This window comes from Variovorax sp. J2L1-78 (genome assembly GCF_030317205.1).
Lineage (GTDB): Bacteria > Pseudomonadota > Gammaproteobacteria > Burkholderiales > Burkholderiaceae_C > Variovorax > Variovorax arabinosiphilus.
This window is the reverse complement of the sequence record NZ_JASZYB010000001.1, coordinates 60,861-82,151: the sequence shown is the minus strand read 5'-3', so window position 1 is coordinate 82,151 and position 21,291 is coordinate 60,861. Positions and strand designations below refer to the sequence as shown.

The 21,291-nt window shown below is 67.9% G+C and carries 19 protein-coding genes and 2 tRNA genes; 6 read left to right on the top strand and 15 right to left on the bottom strand.

Annotation, left to right across the window (positions count from 1 at the left end):
* Positions 1-1,353 carry an MATE family efflux transporter gene (locus QTH86_RS00395; protein ID WP_444813774.1) on the top strand — a complete coding sequence of 451 codons (1,353 nt, stop codon included), beginning with the start codon at positions 1-3 and terminating at the stop codon, positions 1,351-1,353.
* Here the strand turns inward: QTH86_RS00395 and phoR are convergent.
* Genes phoR through pstS form a run of 7 tightly spaced genes read right to left on the bottom strand, consistent with a single transcriptional unit; the run spans position 1,307 to position 7,927 of the window.
* Positions 1,307-2,650, bottom strand: coding sequence for a phosphate regulon sensor histidine kinase PhoR (phoR, locus tag QTH86_RS00390; protein ID WP_286646632.1), 1,344 nt, complete (start codon positions 2,648-2,650; stop codon positions 1,307-1,309). The two genes, QTH86_RS00395 and phoR, sit on opposite strands and share 47 nt — an antisense overlap.
* Before the next feature lie 41 nt (positions 2,651-2,691).
* Complete coding sequence (phoB, locus tag QTH86_RS00385) at positions 2,692-3,384, bottom strand: phosphate regulon transcriptional regulator PhoB (RefSeq protein WP_286646633.1); 693 nt, start codon at positions 3,382-3,384, stop codon at positions 2,692-2,694.
* Positions 3,385-3,399: 15 nt separating this feature from the next.
* Positions 3,400-4,101, bottom strand: a complete 702-nt coding sequence (gene phoU / locus QTH86_RS00380; protein ID WP_286646634.1) for a phosphate signaling complex protein PhoU — start codon at positions 4,099-4,101, stop codon at positions 3,400-3,402.
* 10 nt (positions 4,102-4,111) lie between these two features.
* Entirely contained in the window at positions 4,112-4,894 is a 783-nt protein-coding gene (pstB, locus tag QTH86_RS00375) for a phosphate ABC transporter ATP-binding protein PstB (protein WP_286646635.1), read from the bottom strand.
* Positions 4,895-4,907: 13 nt separating this feature from the next.
* A complete protein-coding gene (pstA, locus tag QTH86_RS00370) occupies positions 4,908-5,792 on the bottom strand; it encodes a phosphate ABC transporter permease PstA (RefSeq protein ID WP_286646636.1) in 885 nt (294 codons plus the stop codon).
* On the bottom strand, positions 5,789-6,838 hold the full coding sequence (gene pstC / locus QTH86_RS00365; protein ID WP_444813534.1) for a phosphate ABC transporter permease subunit PstC: 1,050 nt from the start codon (positions 6,836-6,838) through the stop codon (positions 5,789-5,791). The genes pstA and pstC overlap by 4 nt, the downstream gene beginning before the upstream one ends.
* Positions 6,839-6,889: 51 nt before the next feature.
* A complete protein-coding gene (pstS, locus tag QTH86_RS00360) occupies positions 6,890-7,927 on the bottom strand; it encodes a phosphate ABC transporter substrate-binding protein PstS (RefSeq protein ID WP_286646638.1) in 1,038 nt (345 codons plus the stop codon).
* A 218-nt stretch (positions 7,928-8,145) separates the two neighbouring features.
* On the opposite strand from pstS, the gene QTH86_RS00355 reads away from it, so the two are divergent.
* A complete protein-coding gene (locus tag QTH86_RS00355; RefSeq protein ID WP_286646639.1) occupies positions 8,146-9,663 on the top strand; it encodes a Ppx/GppA phosphatase family protein in 1,518 nt (505 codons plus the stop codon).
* A gap of 31 nt (positions 9,664-9,694) precedes the next feature.
* Here the strand turns inward: QTH86_RS00355 and QTH86_RS00350 are convergent, their stop codons facing one another.
* From QTH86_RS00350 to QTH86_RS00340, 3 genes are read right to left on the bottom strand one after another with little or no spacing between them, the layout of a single operon-like run.
* Positions 9,695-10,156 carry a SixA phosphatase family protein gene (locus QTH86_RS00350; protein WP_286646640.1) on the bottom strand — a complete coding sequence of 154 codons (462 nt, stop codon included), beginning with the start codon at positions 10,154-10,156 and terminating at the stop codon, positions 9,695-9,697.
* A 15-nt stretch (positions 10,157-10,171) separates the two neighbouring features.
* Positions 10,172-12,409 carry a polyphosphate kinase 1 gene (gene ppk1, locus QTH86_RS00345; RefSeq protein WP_286646641.1) on the bottom strand — a complete coding sequence of 746 codons (2,238 nt, stop codon included), beginning with the start codon at positions 12,407-12,409 and terminating at the stop codon, positions 10,172-10,174.
* Positions 12,410-12,449: 40 nt separating this feature from the next.
* Entirely contained in the window at positions 12,450-13,316 is an 867-nt protein-coding gene (locus QTH86_RS00340; RefSeq protein WP_286646642.1) for a GNAT family N-acetyltransferase, read from the bottom strand.
* A 123-nt stretch (positions 13,317-13,439) separates the two neighbouring features.
* On the opposite strand from QTH86_RS00340, the gene QTH86_RS00335 reads away from it, so the two are divergent.
* The 4 genes from QTH86_RS00335 to QTH86_RS00320 all read left to right on the top strand — a co-directional run bounded on the left by QTH86_RS00335 (position 13,440) and on the right by QTH86_RS00320 (position 16,280).
* Positions 13,440-15,131 (top strand): FAD-dependent oxidoreductase, encoded by a 1,692-nt coding sequence (locus QTH86_RS00335; protein WP_286646643.1) that lies wholly within the window; start codon positions 13,440-13,442, stop codon positions 15,129-15,131.
* Positions 15,132-15,237: 106 nt separating this feature from the next.
* Positions 15,238-15,942, top strand: a complete 705-nt coding sequence (locus tag QTH86_RS00330) for a glutathione binding-like protein (RefSeq protein ID WP_286646644.1) — start codon at positions 15,238-15,240, stop codon at positions 15,940-15,942.
* Positions 15,943-15,996: 54 nt separating this feature from the next.
* A tRNA-Pro gene (locus QTH86_RS00325) sits at positions 15,997-16,073 on the top strand.
* A 130-nt stretch (positions 16,074-16,203) separates the two neighbouring features.
* Positions 16,204-16,280: transfer RNA gene (locus QTH86_RS00320), tRNA-Arg, on the top strand.
* 36 nt (positions 16,281-16,316) lie between these two features.
* On the opposite strand, the gene QTH86_RS00315 is transcribed toward QTH86_RS00320, so the two are convergent.
* The 5 genes from QTH86_RS00315 to QTH86_RS00295 all read right to left on the bottom strand — a co-directional run bounded on the left by QTH86_RS00315 (position 16,317) and on the right by QTH86_RS00295 (position 21,265).
* Positions 16,317-16,781, bottom strand: a complete 465-nt coding sequence (locus tag QTH86_RS00315; protein ID WP_286646645.1) for a BLUF domain-containing protein — start codon at positions 16,779-16,781, stop codon at positions 16,317-16,319.
* 85 nt (positions 16,782-16,866) lie between these two features.
* A complete protein-coding gene (locus QTH86_RS00310; protein WP_286646646.1) occupies positions 16,867-17,649 on the bottom strand; it encodes an enoyl-CoA hydratase/isomerase family protein in 783 nt (260 codons plus the stop codon).
* Between the two features lie 26 nt (positions 17,650-17,675).
* On the bottom strand, positions 17,676-18,665 hold the full coding sequence (locus QTH86_RS00305) for a Bug family tripartite tricarboxylate transporter substrate binding protein (protein ID WP_286646647.1): 990 nt from the start codon (positions 18,663-18,665) through the stop codon (positions 17,676-17,678).
* 60 nt (positions 18,666-18,725) lie between these two features.
* A complete protein-coding gene (locus tag QTH86_RS00300) occupies positions 18,726-20,267 on the bottom strand; it encodes an AMP-binding protein (protein ID WP_286646648.1) in 1,542 nt (513 codons plus the stop codon).
* Positions 20,268-20,479: 212 nt separating this feature from the next.
* Positions 20,480-21,265, bottom strand: coding sequence for an IclR family transcriptional regulator (locus QTH86_RS00295; RefSeq protein WP_286646649.1), 786 nt, complete (start codon positions 21,263-21,265; stop codon positions 20,480-20,482).
* Between the last annotated feature and the right edge of the window lie 26 nt (positions 21,266-21,291).

The following is a 21,291-nucleotide window of genomic DNA, read 5'->3' as shown; positions in this document are numbered from 1 at the left end:
ATGATCGCGCGGCACGCCGGCACCGTGCTGGCCGGCCAGTTCGCGGTGATGGCCTTCGGGATCACCGACACCATCGTCGCCGGCCGCTATGCGCAGGATGCCCTGGCGGCGCTGTCGGTCGGCTCGGCCATCTTCATCAGCGTCTTCGTCACGCTGATCGGCGGTCTCCAGGCGCTGCTGCCGGTCTGGGCCGAACTCCACGGCGCGCGGCGCCAGGCCGAGGTCGGCCGATCGGTACGCCAGGCCCTCTACCTGTGCGGCGGCGCCATCGCGATCGGCATGGCCGTGCTGCTGATGCCCGGCGCCCTGCTGCGCTGGACCGCCGTCCCCGACACCATGCGCGGCGACGTGGAGGCCTACCTCACCGTGCTGGCCTTCGCGCTGCCACCGGCGCTGCTGTTCCGGCTGTTCAGCACGCTCAACCAGGGCCTGGGCAAGCCGAAGCTCGTGACCTGGGTGCAGATGGGTGCGCTGGCGCTGAAGGTGCCGCTGTCGATCTGGTTCGCGTTCGGCGGCGCCGGGCTGCCGGCCCTCGGCCTGGTCGGCTGCGGCTGGGCCACGCTGGTGGTCAACTGGGGCATGCTCGCGCTGGCGGTCTGGCTGCTGCGCACGCAGGCCTTCTACCGCGCATACGGGCTCTGGGCGCGCATCGAGGCGCCCGACTGGCCGCAGCTGCGCCGCTTCGCGCGCCTGGGCGTGCCGGGCGGGCTGTCGGTGCTGGTCGAGGTCACTTCCTTCACGCTGATGGCCTTGTTCATCGCGCGCCTGGGTGCCACGGCTTCGGCGGCGCATCAGATCGCCTCGAACCTCACCGCCGTGGCCTACATGGTGCCCCTGTCGCTGTCGATCGCCACCAGTGCGCGCGCGAGCTACTGGCTGGGCGCGGGCGATGCGACCCAGGCGCGACGCGCCTGCGCGCGCGGCTTCGAACTGACGCTCGGTGGTGCGCTGGTCATCGCGACGCTGATGGTGCTGGCACGCGGCTGGCTCGCCGACGTCTACACCGACGACCTGGCCGTTACCGCCCTCGCAACCACCCTCCTGCTCGCGACGGCCTGCTATCACCTGGCCGACGCCACGCAGACACTGTGCGTCTTCGTGCTGCGCAGCTATCGCGTGACGGTCGCGCCCTTGGTGCTTTATTGCGCGCTGCTGTGGGGCGTGGGCCTGGGCGGCAGCTACCTGCTGGCCTACCGTGGCCTGGGCCCGTGGCCGGCGATGCAATCGCCGCTCGCCTTCTGGCTGATGAGCGCCGCGGCGCTGTGGCTGACCGCGCTGCTCTTCGCGGCGCTGCTGTGGCGCACCCTCAGGCGAGCGCGCCTGCCGCAGCCCGCGCGGCCCGCACGCGCGTGACCGGGAAGATCAGCGCGAAGCGCGAGCCCTGCCCCACGGTGCTCTCGATGCGCAGCTCACCGCCATGGCGCTGCACCACGTGCTTGACGATGGCCAGCCCGAGGCCGGTGCCGCCGGTTTCGCGCGAACGGCTGCGGTCGACCCGATAGAAGCGCTCGGTCAGGCGAGGGATGTGCTCCGCCGCGATGCCCGGGCCGCTGTCGCGCACCGCGTACTCGCCACGCCCGTCGGGCAGCAGGCGCCAGGTCACGCCGACCTCGCCGCCACCGGGGGTGTAGCGGATCGCATTGCTCAGCAGGTTCGACATCGCGCTCTGCAGCTCGGTCGGCACGCCGGCGATCTCGGAATCGGCCTCGACCTTGAACGACAGCCGATGCCCGGCCTGCGGCGCCAGCCGGCTCGACAGGCCGCGGCCCTCGTCCTCGCACTGGGCCATCAGCGCCCGCATCCGCGTCCACTGGCTGAGCGGCGGTGCGGCACTGCCCTCGAGCCGCGACAGCGTCAGCAGGTCGTTCACCAGCGTCTCCATGCGGTGCGACTGCTGCGCCATCAGGCCCAGGTAGCGGGCGCGCTCCTCGGGCTCGAGCGGCAGGTTCTGCAACGTCTCGACGAAGCCGGCGAGCACCGTCAGCGGCGTGCGGATCTCGTGCGAGACGTTGGCCACGAAGTCACGGCGCATCGCCTCGGCCTGCTCGACCGCAGTGATGTCGCGCGACAGCAGCATGCGGCGGTTGCCGGCGTAGGGATGCACCTGCACTGACAGCCGCATCGGCTGGCCGCTGCGGCCGCGCGCGTGCGTCGCGTCGATGACGACGTCACGGCTGTAGTTCCAAGAAGCGAGATACGCCACGAAGGCCGGGTCGCGCACCAGGTTCGCCAGGTGCTGCAGCATGTCGCGCTCGGCATCGATGCCGAACTGCGCCGCCGCCGTCTGGTTGCACCACTCGATGCGGCCCTGCTCGTCGACCAGCACCACGCCGTTGGGCGAGGCCTGGAACGCTGCCAGAAATTCCTGCAGCCGTTCCTGCGCCTGGCGCGTCTCCTGCTCGCGCTCGCGCAGCAGCTTGCGGATGCGTTCGGCCAGTTCGCCCCAGATGCCGGGACCACGCGATGGCAGGCCGGCGCCGCCCTGGCGCAGGACGTTCAGCAGGCGGTTGGCGCGCCAGGCGTCGAGCACCAGCCAAGCGAGCGCGCCGATCCACGCACCCCAGCCCACGAAAGGCCAGCCGAAGAACCACTCGGCGAGGCCCGCCGCGACCGCCGAAGCCGCGAGGAAAGTGGCGATGCGAAAAGGCATGGCAGGCGATTATCCGCCGCGAGCGCGGCGCGCTGCGCGGTTCAAACCGTGGCTTGCGCCGTCAGGCGATAGCCGGCACCGCGCACGGTCTCGACCATCGGCGCCGCCGCGCCGAGCGATTCGCGCAGGCGCTTGACGTGCACGTCGACCGTGCGTTCCTCGATGTAGACATGGTCGCCCCACACCTTGTCGAGCAGCTGCGCGCGGCTGTGCACGCGTTCGGCATGCTGCATCAGGTAGCCGAGCAGCTTGAATTCCGTCGGGCCGACCTTCAGCGGGGCGCCCTGCCAGGTCACGCGGTGCGTGGCCGTGTCGAGCACCAGCTCGCCGATCTCCACGCGCTCGGCCACCGCCTCCGGGGCGCGGCGGCGCAGCACGGCACGGATGCGCGCGAGCATCTCCTGGGTGGAGAAGGGCTTGGTGATGTAGTCGTCGGCACCGGCGTCGAGGCCGGCCACCTTGTCGGGCTCGTCACCGCGCGCCGTCAGCATGAGGATCGGGACCGACTTGGTGCGCGGGTCCTTGCGCCATTGGCGCGCCAGCTGCAGCCCGCTCTGGCCGGGCAGCATCCAGTCGAGCAGGATCAGGTCGGGCAGGAAGGCGTCGATTTCGCGTTGCGCCGAGACGCCGTCTTCCGACCAGATCGGCTCGAAGCCGTTGTGGCGCAGGTTGACGGCGATCAGCTCGGCGATCGACGACTCGTCTTCGACGATCAGGACGCGTGGTTTTTTCATTCGCTTTGGTGGGGCCTACTGCAGCGCAGACTCGATTTCCTGCATCGAAGTGTGCCGCACGTCCGCGCCCTTGACGATGTAGATGATGAATTCGGCGATGTTCTTGGCGTGATCGCCGATGCGTTCGATCGCCTTGGCCAGGAACAACAGGTCCAGGCTGGCCGAGATGGTGCGCGGGTCTTCCATCATGTAGGTGACCAGCTTGCGCACGAAGCCGTCGAACTCCTGGTCGATCAGGTCGTCTTCCTTCAGGATCGACAGCGCCGCGGCGGTGTCCAGCCGCGCGAAGGCATCCAGCGCCTTGCGCAGCAGGCCCGAGGCCAGGTCGGCGGCAATGCGCAGGTCGGTCGACGGCAGCGCGCGCGACGAACCGCTCTCGATGATCGACTTGACCATGCGCGCGATCTTGTTGGCCTCGTCGCCCACGCGCTCGAGGTTGGCCGTGGTCTTGCTGATGGCGATCAGGAGGCGCAGGTCGCGGGCCGTCGGTTGGCGGCGCGCGATGATCGACGACAGCTCGCGATCGATGTCGATCTCCATCGCGTTGACGCGCGTCTCGGTCTCGATCACGCGGTCGGCGGCTTCGGTGTCGAACTGCGCCAGGGCGTACACCGCCTGCTGGATCTGCGACTCGACCATGCCGCCGAGCTCCATCACGCGCGACGAGACGCCGTTGAGTTCGCTGTCGAACTGGCTGGACAAATGCTTTTCGGTCATCGCTGTCTCCTTAGCCGAAACGGCCAGTGATGTAGTCCTCGGTCTCTTTGCGCTGCGGCTTGAAGAACATCTGTTCCGTCGCGCCGAACTCGATCAGGTCGCCCAGGTACATGTAGGCGGTGTAGTCGCTGCAGCGGGCCGCCTGCTGCATGTTGTGGGTCACGATGACCACGGTGTACTCGCTTTTCAGCTCGGCGATCAACTCCTCGATCTTCGCCGTCGAAATCGGGTCCAGCGCGGAGCACGGCTCGTCGAGCAGCAGCACCTCGGGCTTGATCGCGATGCCGCGTGCGATGCACAGGCGCTGCTGCTGGCCGCCGGACAGGCCCGAGCCGCTCTGCTGCAGCTTGTCGCGCACTTCGGTCCAGAGCGCGGCCTTCTTCAGGGCCCACTCGACACGGTCGTCCATGTCGCTCGCGCTGAGGTTTTCGAACAGCTTCACGCCGAAGGCGATGTTGTCGTAGATCGACATCGGGAACGGCGTCGGCTTCTGGAAGACCATGCCGATCTTGGCGCGGATCAGCGCCACGTCCTGCTTGGACGTCAGCAGGTTCTCGCCGTCGATGGCGATCGTGCCTTCGGCGCGCTGCTCGGGGTACAGCTCGAACATGCGGTTGAAGGTGCGCAGCAAGGTCGACTTGCCGCAGCCCGAGGGGCCGATGAAGGCCGTGACCTTGTTCTCGGGGATCTCGAGGTTGATGCCCTTGAGGGCGTGGAACTTGCCGTAGTAGAAGTTCAGGTCCTTGACCGAGATCTTCGAGGGCGAAATCTGGGGAGCGAGCGTGGTGGGCATGGTGTCGCCTTCTTTAGAGTTTGGTGCGCGTCAGGACCCGCGCCAGGATGTTGAGTGCGAGCACGGCCACGGTGATCAGGAACACGCCGGCCCAGGCCAGGTGTTGCCAGTTCTCGTAGGGGCTCATCGCGAACTTGAAGATCGTGACCGGCAGGCTGGCCATGGGCTGGCTCAGGTCGGCGGTCCAGAACTGGTTGTTCAGCGCGGTGAAGAGCAGCGGTGCGGTCTCGCCGGCAATGCGGGCCACGGCCAGCAGCACACCGGTGACCACACCCGCGCGGGCGGCGCGCAGCGTGATGCTCAGGATGACCTTCCACTTCGGCGTGCCCAGGGCGTAGGCCGCCTCGCGCAGGCCGGGCGGCACCAGCTGCAGCATGTTCTCGGTGGTGCGGATCACGACCGGGATCACGATGAGTGCCAGCGACAGTGCGCCGGCCAGGCCGGAGAAGGTCTTGAAGTAGGCCACGACCACGGCGTAGACGAACAGGCCGATCACGATCGATGGTGCCGACAGCAGGATGTCATTGACGAAGCGGGTCACGCTCGACAGCCAGCCCTTCGGGTTGTATTCGGCCAGGTAGATGCCGGCCATGATGCCGATCGGCGTGCCGACGAAGGTGGCCATCAGCACCATCACGAAGGAGCCGAAGATCGCGTTGGCGATGCCACCCGCCTCGTTCGGCGGCGGCGTCATTTCGGTGAAGGTGGCAATCGCGAGCCCGCCGATGCCCAGGCGCAGCGTCTCCCAGAGGATCCACATGAGCCAGAACACGCCGAAGGCCATGGCGGCCACCGACAGCGTCAGCGCGACCTGGTTGACGCGCTTGCGCCCGGCGAACTTGGCGGCGCGGGTTTCGTTGAGCGTCTTGATGCCCAGGAGCTTTTCGGCGGTGCTCATGATGCCTTCCCTTCACTCTTCTTCATGCGCTGCAGCAGGATCTTCGACAGCGTCAGCACGACGAAGGTGATGAAGAACAGCACCAGGCCGAGGTACATCAACGCGGCCTGGTGCAGGCCGGCGCCGGCCTCGGCGAATTCGTTGGCCAGGGCCGAGGTGATGCTGTTGGCGGCCTCGAAGACCGACAGCGAGTTGAGCTGGTTCATGTTGCCGATCACGAAAGTGACGGCCATCGTCTCGCCCAGTGCGCGGCCCAGGCCGAGCATGATGCCGCCGACGACGCCGGCCTTGGTGTACGGCAGCACCACCTTGGAGACGACCTCCCAGGTGGTGGAACCGAGGCCATAGGCCGACTCCTTCAGCAGCGGCGGCGTGACTTCGAACACGTCGCGCATCACCGAGGCGATGAAGGGAATGATCATGATGGCCAGGATGATCCCGGCCGACAGGATGCCGATGCCCACCGGCGGGCCCGACACCAGCGCGCCCAGGTAGGGCACTCCGGCCAGCAGGCTCTGCAGCGGCTGCTGCACATAGGTCGACAGGATCGGCCCGAACACGAGCAGGCCCCACATGCCGTACACGATGGACGGCACCGCCGCCAGCAGTTCGATGGCCGTGCCCAGCGGGCGCTTGAGCCACGCCGGCGACATCTCGGTGAGGAACAGCGCGATGCCGAAGCTCACCGGCACGGCGATCACCAGCGCGATGAGCGACGTGGCCAGCGTGCCGTAGATCATCACCAGGCCGCCGTACTCTTCCTGCACCGGGTCCCACACGCTGCTGGTGAGGAAGCTCAGGCCGTACTTGGTGATGGCAGGCCAGGCGCCGACGATCAGCGACAGCAGGATGCCGATGAGCATCGCCAGGGTCAGCAGCGCGGCGCCCTTGGCGGCCCAGCCAAAGAGCCGGTCGGTCAGGGCGCCGGTGCGCGGCCGCTTGGCCGGTGGCGGGGTCGCGGAAACGCGAGCGCGCTCGGCCGCGAGGTCGAGCGTCTGGGCATTGGCGGGGAAGGTGGATGACACGGTGTGCTCCGGTGGAGACATGGGAGACGCGCCGTGGAGCGGATTGCTGCTCATACGGCGCGCCTGTCCTTCTTACTTGTACGCGATGGCCTTGCCCGAGCCGTCCTTGATCTCGCCCCAGCTCTTGGCGATGGTGGCCTTGACGGCGTCAGGCATCGGCACGTAGTCCAGGTCGTCGGCGGTCTTGTCGCCGGTCTTGTAGGCCCAGTCGAAGAACTTCAGGACCGTGGCCGCGTTGGCCGGCTTGTCCTGCGACTTCTGCATCAGGATGAAGGTGGCGCCGGTGATGGGCCACGATTGTGCGCCCGGCTGGTTCGTCAGCACCTGATAGAACGACTTGCTCCAGTCGGCACCCGCTGCGGCGGCCTTGAAGGCCGTGTCTTCGGGCGATACGAAGCTGCCTGCTTCGTTCTTCAGCTGGGCGTAGGTCATCTTGTTCTGCTTGACGTACGCATACTCGACGTAGCCGATCGAGTTGGGCAGGCGGTTCACGAAAGCGGCGACGCCTTCGTTGCCCTTGCCGCCGGCACCCACGGGCCAGTTCACGGCCGTGCCTTCGCCGACCTTGCTCTTCCACTCGGCGTTGACCTTGCTCAGGTAGTTGGTGAAGAGGAAGCTGGTGCCCGAACCGTCGGCGCGGCGGACCGGCGCGATGGCGGCGTCGGGCAGGGCCAGCGAACCGTTCAGGGCCTTGATGGCCGGGTCGTTCCACTTGGTGATCTTGCCCAGGTAGATGTCGCCGAGGACTTCGCCGCTGAGCTTGAGTTCGCCCGGCTTGAGGCCGGTGATGTTCACCACGGGGATCACGCCACCGATCACGGTGGGGAACTGCATCAGGCCCTTGGCTTGCAGTTCTTCGTCCTTGAGCGGCGCGTCGGAGGCGCCGAAGTCGACGGTCTTGGCTTCGATCTGCTTGAGGCCGGCGCCCGAACCGACCGATTGGTAGTTCACTTGCGTGCCGGTGGCCTTGGCGAAGTCGCTGGCCCACTTGGCGTACAGCGGTGCGGGGAAGCTGGCGCCGGCGCCGGTCACGTTCTGGGCGAAGGCGGGAACATGGGCGAAAGCGGCGGCCACGAGGCCGGCGGCTGCAAATTTGAAGGTCGTTTTCATGAGGCTTCCTTTGTGAAGTCAGGCTATCCCGAATCGGGTTGAAGCGGACTGTAGGAAGCTTGTGTGACATCGATGTGACACCGCTCTGCCCAATGAAAACGGGCCTTGCGGCGGTCGAGACTTCGTGACGCCGTCACAGAACCGTCACGTTTCGCTACGTGCGCTGCGGCTACCATGCGCGACTGCCTTCCTCTCTCCTGCGACCGCCCTCCTCCTTCATGCAAAACGGCACCCTTCTCGCTGCGGTCGACCTCGGCTCCAACAGCTTTCGCCTCGAAATCGGTCGCGTCGACCATGGCCAGATCCACCGGACCGAGTACCTGAAGGAAGTGGTGCGTCAGGGCAACGGCCTGGACAGCAGCCGCAACCTGACCCCCGAAGCCATGCAGCGCGGCTGGGACGCCCTGGCCCGCTTCGGCGAGCGGCTGGCCGGCTTCAAGCGCTCGCAGGTGCGCGCCGTGGCCACCCAGACGCTGCGCGAGGCGCGCAACCGCGACGAATTCCTGCTGCGCGCCCGCACGGTGCTCGGCTTCGGCATCGACGTGATCCCCGGCCGCGAAGAGGCCCGGCTGATCTACCAGGGCGTGGCCCACATGCTGCCGCACAGCGACGTCTCCGACCGCGAACGCCGCCTGGTCGTCGACATCGGTGGCCGCTCCACCGAGATGATCATCGGCCGCGCGCTCGAGGCGCAGGTGATGGAGTCGTACCGTGTCGGCAGCGTCGCCTGGTCGATGAAGCACTTTCCGCAGGGCCAGTTCACCGCCACGGCCTTCCGCTCCGCCGAGGTGGCGGCCAAGGCCGTGCTGGACGACGCGTTGTCGACCTATGCGGCGGACCAGTGGGATGTCGCCTACGGGGCGTCCGGCACCATCGGCGCCGTCGGCGACGTGCTGGCCGCCGCGGGGTCCGCCCCCGGCATCGTCACGCGCGATGGCCTCGACTGGCTGCTCGACCGGCTGCTCAAGGCCGGCAGTGTCGACAAGCTGCGCATGGACGGCATGCGCGAAGACCGCAAGGCCGTGATCGGCGGCGGCCTCGCCGTGCTGCGTGCGGTGTTCGACCTGCTCGACATCCGCGAAATGAAGATCGCTCAGGGCGCGCTGCGCCATGGGGCGCTCTATGAACTATTGGAGCGCGACGACAGCGTGGCCGACCTGCGCAGCGGCACGGTCACGCGGCTGGCGACCCGTTTCGCCACCGACACCGCACAGGCCCGGCGCGTCGGCGAGACCGCCTCGGCGCTGTACGTGCAGCTCGACCCGGCCGCGCGCGGCGGCAGCACCACCAGCCGGGCCGGCCGGGCCCTGCGCAAGCTGGGATGGGCCGCGCAGCTGCACGAAATCGGCACGCTGGTCTCGCACAGCGACTACCACAAGCATGGCGCCTACATCCTCGACAACGCCGATGCACCCGGCTTCGCGACCAATGAACTGCACCAGTTGAGTCAGTTGGTGCTGGGCCACCGCGGCAAGCTGCGCAAGCTCGAAGCGTCGCTCGACGACGAGACCTTCGTGGCGCAACTGGTGGCCCTGCGTCTGGCGGTGATCCTCTGCCATGCGCGGCGCGACCCCGACACGCAGGGGCTGCGCCTCGCCAAGCCCGACGCGCGCACCTTCTCGGTCACCTGCCGCGCCGACTGGCCCGACGCCTATCCCCAATCGGCCCACCTGCTGCGCGAAGAGGCACTGGCCTGGCAGAAGACCGGCTGGCGCATGCTGCTGAGCGGCGGCTGAGCGCCGGAACCCGTCCGCCCCCCGGGCGGCTCTACAGCAGCTCGGGCGCCTGCACCGTGACCACGACGGTCTGAACGTCGCCGTCGCGCTCGCGCGTGCGAATCCACCAGACCGAGCCCTTGCGCACCGGGCAGCTGTCCTGCTGCATCCCGAGCAGCAGCGCGATGGACTGGCCCAGGGCCGGCTGGTGGCCCACCAGCAGCATCACCGATTTGCCGTTGGGCCAACCGGCCGCAGCCAGCACGCCCTCGGCGGTGGCGTCGGGCGCCAGTTCGTCACGCAGCTTGTACTTGCGGCCGAGCGCGAGCACGGTCTGCTCGCAGCGGCGCGCCGGACTGCAGATGATGCGCGTGCCCTCGGGCAATTGCCGGTCGAGCCAGCCCGCCATGCGCTTGGCCTGCTTTTCGCCGCGCGCCGTGAGCGAACGCTGCATGTCGTCGCAGCCCTCGGTCCAGTCCTCGGCCTCGGCGTGGCGCCAGAAGATCAAGTCCATTGCTGAAAATCTCCTTCAGTTCGACCGCCCGCCCAGCCCGCGTGACGCGTACCGGCCCATCAATGCCGTCTGCGCGCCATGCGCCTCGATGCGGCGCGATGCGCCCGCTTCGCCCGGGTAGGTGTCGCTGTTGACGCGCCGGTACACCCCGTCGGCTCCCAGGTCCCAGGCGTCCTGCCCATCATGCAGGTAGGCCACCAGACACTCGTCGATCAGACGCTGGCGCAGCCCCGGGTCGGTCACCGGCCAAGCCAGTTCGACGCGCCGCATCATGTTGCGATTCATCCAGTCGGCACTCGACAGGTAGAGCGATTCGTCGGGCCCGTTGCGGAAATAGAAGACCCGCGAGTGCTCGAGGAAGCGACCGATGACCGAGCGCACGCGGATGTTGTCGGTCAGCCCCGGCACCTGCGCCGGCAGGGTGCAGGCGCCGCGTACGATCAGGTCGATCTTCACGCCCTTCTGCCCGGCCCGCACCAGCGCCTGCACCAGCGCCTCGTCGGTCAGCGCGTTCATCTTGGCGACGATGCGCGTCGGCGCGCCCTGCGCGGCCGCGGTGCTGAGCGCGTCGATCTGCGCGACCAGGCTGCGGTGCAGGTCGAAGGGCGCGAGCCACACGCGGTGAAGCTTGGGCAGCCGGCTCTGGCTCGCCAGATGCACGAAGACGGCTTCCATGTCGGCCGTGAGCAGCGGGTCGGCCGTGAGGTGGCTGATGTCGGTGTAGAGCGCCGCGGTGCGCGGGTTGTAGTTGCCGGTCGACAGGTGGCCGTAGCGCACCAGGCGCTTGCCCTCGCGGCGCGTCACCAGCAGCATCTTGGCGTGTGTCTTCAGGCCCACCACGCCGTACACCACCTGCGCGCCGATCGACTCCAGCATCTCGGCCCAGTTGATGTTGGCCTCTTCGTCGAAGCGCGCCTTGAGCTCGACCACCACGGTCACTTCCTTGCCGCGGCGCACCGCCTCGCGCAGCAGGTCCATCAGCGCCGAATCGGTGCCGGTGCGGTAGATGGTCTGCTTGATCGCCAGCACCTGCGGGTCGAGCACCGCCTCGCGCAGGAAGGCGAGCACGCCGTCGAAGCTCTCGAAGGGCTGGTGGATCAGCACGTCGCCGCGCTGCAGCCGGTCGAAGAAGGACTGGCCCGGCGACAGCGTCACCGGGTACGACGCCGTGTACGGCGCGAAGCGCAGCGCGTTGAACTGCGGCTCGGCGAGCAGATCGATGACCTGCGTGAGCCGCGCCAGGTTGACCGGCCCGTGCACCCGGTAGAGCGCCAGCGGCGGCAGGTTGAACTGCGCCAGCAGGAAGCTCGCGAGCGATTCGGCACAGCTGGCCGACACCTCCAGCCGCACCGCCTGGCCGTAGTGGCGGTGCTCCAGGCCCTGGCGCAACGCGGTGCGCAGGTTCTTGACGTCTTCCTCGTCCACCGCCAGGTCGGAATGGCGCGTGACGCGGAACTGCGAGAAGTCACCCACCTCGCGCCCGGGGAACATGCTCGACAGATGCGCCCGCACCACGCTCGACAGCGCCACGAACAGGGTCTGGCCGCCCGACACCTTGGCCGGCATGCGGATGATGCGCGGCAGCACGCGCGGCACCTTCAGGATGGCGATCGGGTTCTCGCGGCCGAAGGCGTCCTTGCCGGCCAGCCGCACGATGAAGTTGAGCGACTTGTTCGCCACCTGCGGGAACGGGTGCGACGGGTCGAGCCCGACCGGAATGAGCAGCGGCCGCACCTCGCGCTCGAAATAGTCGTGCACCCACTTGCGCTGCGCCGGGTTGCGCTCGCCGTGCGACACGATCTGCACGCCGTGCTGGGCGAAGGCCGGCATCAGCTCGTTGTTGTAGAGCGCGTACTGCGTGTCGACCAGCGCATGCGCGGCCTCGGCCAGGCGCTCGAAGGACGCGACGGTTTCGTTGCCCTTGGCTTCGCCGAGGCTGGCGGCGATCAGGTGCGGCGCGGCGCGCACCTCGAAGAACTCATCGAGGTTCGAGGAGACGATGCACAGGTAGCGCAGCCGCTCGATCAGCGGCACCTCGGGGCGCTGCGCCCAGTCGAGCACGCGCTGGTTGAAGGCCAGGATGCTGTGATCGCGGTCGAGCAGCGTCAGGACGGGCGCGGAAGGCGCCGCCTCGGGGGCGGTCGGCGTGTCGGCCGGGGGCGGGGCCGTGAAGGGCTGCATGGTCAATGATTCTGTCGCAAGGAAACCGACGGTCTCTGTCAGTGGGTATATGACAGTGTCGAGGCCCCTCATGACATTTTCGTGACGATGTCACATTCGCCCATGACGTGCGTCAGTTCCCCAGGAAATGCTTCCGGTAGCGCGGCGGCAGGTCGTCGATGCGCATGAGCATCGGCAGGTCGGCGGTGTTGAAGTCCGGGTCCCAGGCGGGCGCGCCCAGCACCTTGGCGCCCAGGCGCAGGTAGCCCTTGATCAGCGCGGGCGGCTCGACCACCAGGTCGCCGTTCAGCCGCTCGACCGGCAGCGCCAGTCGCGGCTGCACCTGGTACTGGATCGGTGCCATGTGCGTGGTCGACAGCTGCCGCCAGATGCTGGCCGCCGCGTCGCCACCGTTCACGCCGTTGTGCTGCATCGGGATGCTGGCGCAGCCGATCATCGTGTCGAGCCGGTTGCGGTGCATGAAGCCGGCCAGCGCGCCCCACAGCGCGAGGATCACGCCGCCCTGGCGGTGGTCGCGATGCACGCAGCTGCGGCCGAGTTCGACCATGCGCTCGCGCAGGTCGCGCAGGCGCGTCAAGTCGAATTCGGTGTCGCTGTAGGTACTGCCGATGCGGCGGGCCTGGGCCGGCGTCAGCACGCGGTAGGTGCCGATCACCTGATTCGTTTCTTCCTCGCGCACCAGCAGGTGCTCGCAGAAGTCGTCGAACAGGTCGATGTCGTGGCCTTCGAGCGTGGTGGTCAGGCGCGCGCCCATTTCACCGGCGAACACCTCGTGGCGCAGGCGCTGCGCGGCGCGCACGTCGTCCTGGTGGCGGGCCCAGCTCACCGTGATGCCCTGCCCTGCCGCGCGCGGCGCCTCCACAGCCGCCGGGGCTGCGGGCACCGGGGCCGGCAGCCGGGTCGACGGGGGTGCCCGCCAGAAAGCCGGGCGAGCGCCCAGTTGGGACAGCGGGAACATCGGATTGGGCAGTTCTTGCATGGGGACCCTTCTTCGTTCGGGGGAGTCTCCAGGCCCCAAGTGAAAGTGCCGTGTCTCTCCGATGGCAGTTACGTGACGGTGGCCGGAGGTTGTCTAATGCCGTTCATTCCGACAGGAGTTGCCATGGCCGACCAAGTGAGAGTGGAAGTCGAGACCCGACGCCATCAGATGTTCCCCGTGTTGTCGCACGCCGATATCGACCGGATGCGCCGCTTCGGCACGGTCCAGCGCTACGCGCAGGGCGACTGCATGTTCAGGGCCGGCGAGCCGGGCCTGGGCATGTTCGTGCTGCTCGACGGCTATGTGGAGATCACCCAGCGCGACGGGCTGGGCCACATCGTGCCGATCGGACGGCAGGGCCCGGGGCAATTCATGGCGGAGATCGCACAGCTCTCGGGACGGCCGTCGTTGGTCGACGGCCACGCCGACACGGACGTCGAGGCGCTGCTGATCCCGCCCGAGCAGCTGCGCGCGCTGATCATCGCCGAGGCCGACCTGGGCGAACGCCTGGTGCGGGCGCTGATCCTGCGGCGCGTGGCGCTGATCGAATCCGGTGCCAGCGGCCCGGTGCTGATCGGCCCGCCGGACACGGCCGACGTGCGGCGCCTGCAGAACTTCCTCACCCGCAACGGCCACCCGTACCAGGTGGTCGATTCGACCCAGGAAGCCGACGCCGCCGCTCTGCTCGAGCAGTACGGCGAGGCGACGCTGCTGGTGGCCTGCCCCAACGGCTCCGTGCTGATGAACCCGAGCGAGGACGCCCTGGCCCGCTGCCTCGGCATGATCGACAGCGTGGCGCACGACGACCTGTTCGACGTGGTGGTCGTCGGTGCCGGGCCGGCCGGCCTGGCCACCGCCGTGTACGCCGCGTCCGAGGGGCTGCGCGTCATCGTGCTCGACTGCCGCTCCTACGGTGGCCAGGCCGGCGCCAGCGCGCGCATCGAGAACTACCTGGGCTTTCCCACCGGCATCTCGGGCGGCGCGCTGGCCGGCCGGGCCTACGTGCAGGCGCAGAAGTTCGGCGTCGAGATGCTGATCCCGACGGAGGTCGCCTCGCTCGACTGCAGCGGTTCGGCCAAGGGCGAGATGTCGATCCAGCTGGCCGATGGCCGGCGCCTCCGTGGCCGCACCATCGTGATCGCCAGCGGCGCCCGCTACCGCCGGCCTGACGTGCCGCGCCTGCGTGAGTTCGAGGGCCGCGGCATCTGGTACTGGGCGTCGGCCCTGGAGGCGCGCACCTGCGCCAAGCAGGAAGTGGCGCTGGTCGGCGGCGGCAACTCGGCCGGCCAGGCGGCGGTGTTCCTGTCGCAGCAGGCCGCCAAGGTCAACGTGCTGGTGCGCGGGCCGTCGCTGGCGGCCAGCATGTCGCGCTACCTCATCGACCGCATCGAGGCCACGCCGAACATCGAGCTGCACCCCTACACCGAACTGGTGACCCTGCGTGGCGACCCGCTCACCACCGGCCTGGAAGGCGCCACCTGGCGCCACCGCCGCACCAAGGAGGAATACGACTGCCCGGCGCGCAACATCTTCCTGTTCGTCGGCGCCGAACCCGAGACCGGCTGGCTGGCCGGCTGCGAGGTGGCGACCGACCGCAACGGTTTCGTGCTGACCGGCGCGGCCGCCAGCGGCGGCTTCCCGGCGCGACCGGCGGCCCCGCTCGAATCGAGCGTGCCCGGCGTCTTCGCGGTGGGCGACGTGCGCTCGGGCTCGGTCAAGCGCGTGGGTGGCGCGATCGGCGAAGGCGCGGCGGTGGTCGCGCAGATACACCAGCACCTCGCCGCCACCAACGCGGCCAGCCTGAGCCGCGCCTGAACCGCGCCTGGAGGGGGCCGACCGGCGCGGCCCCTGCGAGAAATGAGGGCCGCGTATATGCTGGCGGCCCCCTCTTCCATCGCTTCCCACCGCCGGTAACAACGACATGCCCCAAGCACCGATCGACGTCTATTCCTGGCCCACGCCCAACGGCCACAAGGTCCACATCATGTTGGAGGAATGCGGCCTCCCCTACGTGGCCCACCCGGTCAACATCGGCAAGGGCGACCAGTTCGCCCCCGACTTCCTGGCGATCAGCCCCAACAACAAGATCCCGGCCATCGTCGACCCAGAGGGGCCGGACGGCCAGCCGATTTCGCTCTTCGAATCCGGCGCGATCCTCGTCTACCTGGCCGGCAAGACCGGCCGCTTCATGCCCGAGGGCGACCGCGCCCGCTACGACGTGCTGCAGTGGCTGATGTTCCAGATGGGCGGCGTCGGGCCGATGCTCGGCCAGGCGCATCACTTCCGCCTCTACGCGCCCGAGAAGCTCCCCTACGCCATCGAGCGCTACACCAACGAGGCCAGGCGCCTCTACGGCGTGATCGACAAGCGCCTGTCGCAGAGCGCCTTCATCGCCGGGCCGGACTATTCCATCGCCGACATCGCCATCTTCCCGTGGCTGCGCAGCTGGGAGAACCAGGGCATCGTGCTGACCGAGTACCCGCACCTCAAGCAATGGTTCGACGGCATCGCCGCGCGGCCGGCGGTGCAACGTGGCGTGAAGGTGCTGGCCGACCTGCGCAAACCCCTCACCGGCGACAAGGAGCGGGACATTCTTTTCGGGAAATCGCAGTACGCGAGGCGCTGAGCAACCGCGCTTCGGAAGGCACACCCGAAACTCAGGCTAGAATCGAGGGCTTGTCGGGGCGTAGCGCAGCCTGGTAGCGCATCTGCTTTGGGAGCAGAGGGTCGTGAGTTCGAATCCCACCGCCCCGACCATTGGAAAAGTGAAAGCCGGTGAAGACTGCAAGGTCCTCACCGGCTTTTCGCTTTCATGCCCCACCAGGGCATGCGTGGCAAAATCCGCGCCACAGCGACGGCGCGCGCAACGCCCTTCGATCTGCACCTGCTGCCCGTAGCTCAGTTGGATAGAGCACCTGCCTTCTAAGCAGGTTGTCGGGGGTTCGATCCCCTCCGGGCAGGCCATCGGGCGATTTCACGCACGCGCAAAGACGCTCCCGTTCAGGTGAGCTTCCACCCCGGCGCGCGCACCAGCGCCCGCAGCATCGGCGCGGCAGTACTCGGGTCCGCGGCATAGAAATCGAGCTTGGCGTCCGGAGAAAAGCTGCGGAAGATCCCGCGCGTGTTGTCGTCCCACTCCAGAAGCGCCATCGACCACTCGGGAAAAGCGCGCTTTGAAATGGCGCGTCGTTCGAGCAGGGTGACGCTCCCATGGCGCCTGTCGGCGCGAATGCTTTTGAACAAGGCGTCCACCTTGCTTTCTTCGCCTTCCAGATACTGCATGTAGATGCCATCCAGATAGCACAGCACCCCGGTCACTTCAAGTTCTGGATTGACGCGGCGGGACCATTCGAGAATGGCGGGCAGATCGTGTGCGGAGCAATCGGTGCTTCGGCTGGCGTAGACAAGGCGTATGAGCATCGGACATGCTACCCGTGCAGCGCCGCGCTCGCCGTACTGCGCCATGCAGCACCTTGCGCAGCATCAACCCACGGCGACTCAGCGCGGGCGACCCGGCATTCGTCCCAACGCACGTCCACGCGCCAACGCCTCAACTCCCCTCCCGCTTCCGCGAAGTGAACTTCTTCGCCCCCGCCGAATAAGCCCCCGACGCAAAGTTGGTCGCATGCCCTTCACGTGCCGCGGCGCACGCCTTCTCGAACAGCTCGTCGCCCATCTCCTTCCACCACCCCTTCGTGATGGCGACCGAGGTCTCCGACCAGCCGGCCATCAGTGCGCAGCATTCGGCCACGCGCGTGTCCAGCGCATCGTCTTCGACCACTTCGTGCACCAGCCCCAGGGCGAGCGACTGCTCGGCCGACGCGATCTCGGCCAGCAGCACCAGGCGCTTGGTGGCGGCCTCGCCGATGATCGGCCAGAGCAGCGCACTGCCGACGATGGCGGCGGAGCCGACCTTGAACTCGGTCATGCCGAAGCGTGCCTGGGTCGATGCGATGCGCAGGTCCGACAGCAGTGCGATCTGCAGCCCGGCCCCGGCCGCCACGCCGTTGATGCGGGCGATGACCGGCTTCTTGAGCGCGCGGAAGATGCGGTACAGGTCGAGGTAGCTCTCGATGCGCGCCGCCGATCCGGCCGCGTCCATGGCGGCGCTTTCGTACTGGTCCTGTCCGGCGCAGAAGGCCTTGCCGCGGCCGGTGATGACGATGACGCGCACCGCCTCGTTGGCATCCGCCTCGAGCAAGGCCGCGCGGAACAGCTTGCGCTGCTCGGCGTTGAAGGCGTTCATGGCCTCCGGCCGGTCCATCGTGATGAGCGCGCTGGTCCCGTTGACGCGGAGGGTGACGCAGGGTGGCGTGGCGGTCGGTTCGGTCATGGTGTGGCTCTCGTTCATGGGAAGGATCAGCGGTTGGCCGCCTTGATGGGCTGCACGATGCGCTCCCATTTCGTCGATTCGTTCAACAGCAGTTCGCGCGACTGCGCCGGGGTGCTGTGCACGATCTGTACGCCGAGTTGCGCGAAGCGGCGCCGGGTCGCTTCGTCGTCGAGCGCGTCGTTGAGCGCCTTGTTCAGTGCCACGACGACGGCGTCGGGCGTGTCCTTCGGCGCGAGGATGGCGTAGACGGACGACGCGACGAACTGCGGCAGCCCCTGCTCCGCGAAGGTCGGCACGTCGGGCATGACGGCCAGCCGCTGGGCGCTGGCGACACCCACCGCCTGGGCGCGGCCACTGGCGAGATTGGTCAACGCGGTGGGCGACGTGGTCACCATGATCTGGATCTGGTCCGAGAACAGGTCTGCCATCGCCGGTGCGGAACCGCGGTACGGCACATGCAGCAGATCGAGGCCGGCCTGCTGCTTGAACCACTCGGTGACGATGTGCTCCGTCGATCCGTTGCCCGACGAACCGTAGGCGAGCTTGCCCGGGTTCTTGCGGGCCGCCGCACCCAAGTCCTCATACGACGTGATGCCGCTCTGCTTGGACACCAGCATCACCAGCGGCAGTTCGCCGATGGTGGCGACCGGCTTGAAGTCCTTGGCGATCTCGAAGCCCGAGACTTCCGGCCCGACCATCTTCTCGGACATCACATAGGACGTTGTCGGCGCCATGAGCAAGGTGTAGCCGTCCGGCGCCGCGCGTTTCACGTATTGCGCAGCGATGGCGCCGGCGGCGCCCGTCCGGTTGTCGACGACCACCGAGGTCTTCAACTGCACCGAAGCGCTCTGTGCGATGGCCCGACCGACCACGTCCACGCCGCCACCGGCGGAGAAGCCGACGATCAGGTTGATGGGCTTGTCGGGAAACGCCGCGTGGGCGCCCGCGCACAGCAAGAGAACCGCCGCGCCGGCCGCAGCCGCTCGACACCACGAAACCAGGTTGGCTCGAATCATGTTCTTCCGATCGAATGAGAAGACGGGACAGCAACTGGATGATCGGTCAGCCAGGCGTCTTCAGCGCTTGGCCACCCGGAAATCCGTGTGGGCGCCGTCCCAGACACCCACCACCTCGCGAGAGAGTTCCTTCTTCTGAATCCGCTGCGTGGGGGTCTTCGGAAACGCATCGACGAACTCGACGTAGCGCGGAATCTGAAAGTAAGGCAAGCGCAGGCTCGACCAGCGGATCAGGTCCAGCGGCTCGACGCGCACGCCATCGCGCACCCGCACGAACAGCTTCAGTTCGTCTTCGCCGAGCTCGCTCGGCACGCCGACCAGTGCGACCTCGGCGATGGCTTCGTGTTCGGCGAAGACGCTTTCCACGTCCCACGCGGAGATGTTGATGCCCCGGCGGCGCAGCATGTCCTTCTTCCGTCCGGCGTAGAAGAGGTTGCCGTCGGCGTCGGCATGCGCCAGGTCGCCGGTCAGGAAGAGATCGCCGCGCCGGGCGGCGGCGTCTGCCCCGGCATTGTTGAAGTAGCCCAGGAAGCCCAGTCGCGCGTCGCGCGCGCGCACCGCGATCTCGCCCTTGTCGCCGGCGTGCACCGGCGTGCCCTCATCGTCGATCAGCGTCACCTCGTAGTACGACAGTGGCTTGCCGATGGAGCCCGGCGTGCCGTCGACGTTTGCCGTCACGAAGGTGATCAGTTCCGAGAGGCCGTAGCCCTCGCGCATCGTGACCCCGAAGCGCTCAGCGAACGCTTGCCAGATGTGCGAGGGGCAGCCGCCGCCCCAGGCGATACGCACGCCGTGTTCTCTGTCGTCGGCGCGCGCGGGTTGCTTCAGCAGCATGGGCAGCACGCTGCCGAGGTAGTGGATATGCGTGGCCCGGTGCTGCCGAGCCTCGTCCCAGAAACGCGATGCGCTGAAGCGTTCCAGCATCGCCAACTGGAAGCGGCCGATCAGCGCCGCGATGGCGACGGCCACGCCGGAGCCATGGTGCAAGGCTTCCCAGAACAGGAACACGTCACCCGGCTGGGCTTCGGTGAGGCGAAGCACGGCCATCGGCCCGGCTCGCAGATGGCGATCGCTCTTGAGCACCCCTTTCGGCGCACCGGTGGTGCCGGAGCTCGGGGTCAGCGCGACGATGTCGTCCGCGGCGACGTCCAACGGCGCCGTGTCCTCGACGCATGCCGCATAGGCATCGAACTCACCGTCGACCCCGTTGCGCCGGATGAGGGTGGGCAAGGGCGACGCCAGGCCTGCGAGCGCGGCTTCGTAGGCGCAGTCGACCACCAGTGCCTGGGGCGCGAGCTCGGTCAGCAGGTGCTCGAGCGGTGCGCCGATCAGATGCACGTTGATCGGCACCCGCACCATGCCCAGCTGCGCCAACGCAAAGATCACGTAGAGGTGCTCGGGGTGGCTCGGCAGCATGACGGCGACGCGGTCGCCCCGCGCCAGCCCATGGGCCTTGAGCAGGGTGGCGACCTGGTCGACCCGGCGCTTGAGCAGGCGGAAGGTGATGCGCTCGTCCCGGAACGTGCAGTAGGTGTCGTCCGGGTGCAGGCGCGCACGGCGCTCCAGCAGCGCGCCGATGGTCTCGTCTCCGACGTCGTTCATCGAGACCTGAGGCGAAAGATCGTCGTGCAGGGGCATTCCAAATCCAGTGAGAAGTGACACATAAATTGCAATGCAATTTCATGAATTGAATAACAATTTGCGAAGCTTCTGGCTTTGTCATGCGGTTGTCAAGATGGGCTGCGTACGTGGTTGTGCGTACGCGACCGGTGCGCACGCCGACGTGCACACCGGGTTCAAGCGTGCCGAGGGGCTTAGATCGACGCTTCGCGCGCCGTCTGTTCGAGCAGGGGAAGAATCGCCTTGCGCGCCTTGGCCAGGTCGAAGCGGGTGCGCACGGTCGAGACATTGATGGCCGCGACGATGCGCCCGGCGTCGGTCACCGGCACGGACACGGAGATGCCGTCTTCCGCGAAGTTCTTTTCCGTGAGCGAGTAGCCGTCCTTGCCCGCCTTGCGGAAGATGGCGACGACTTCCGCTTCGCTGCGCGAGCCGAAGCGTGCGCGGACCTCGGGGGCCAGGGCTTGGTACATCGCGACCAGTTGCGAGGCCGGCGCCTGCGAGAGCAGCACCTGGCCCGATGACGATGTCAACGCGGGAAACCGGCTGCCGACCGGCAGGTTGACGGCGGTGACGTGGGCGCCAGCGAAGTTCTGCAGCACCACCACGTCGTCACCGTCCAGCTCGACCCAGGACACCGTTTCCAGCGTCTCTGCGGCGAGTGCCTGAAGCAAGGGATAGGCGAGGTCCATCTGCGAGCGGTGGCGGTGGATGCCGCGCACCAGGCCGAGCAGTTTCAGCGCCGGAAAGTAGCGCTTGGACTCCGCATCCTTGGTGAGATAGCCCAGCTGGTGCAGCGTGTAGACATAGCGCTGCGCCGCGCTGCGGCCCATCTCCGTGCTGTCGGCGATGTCGCCGATCGACAGGGGCGCCGCCTGCTCGTTGAACAGCTCCAGCACGCGCATGCCCTTTTCCAGCGAGGCGATGAACAGCCGCGCATCGGGCTCGCTCTGACTACCGGTCTGTTTCGAGGACGCCATGTGTAGCGGCAAATGAGGAATTCCTG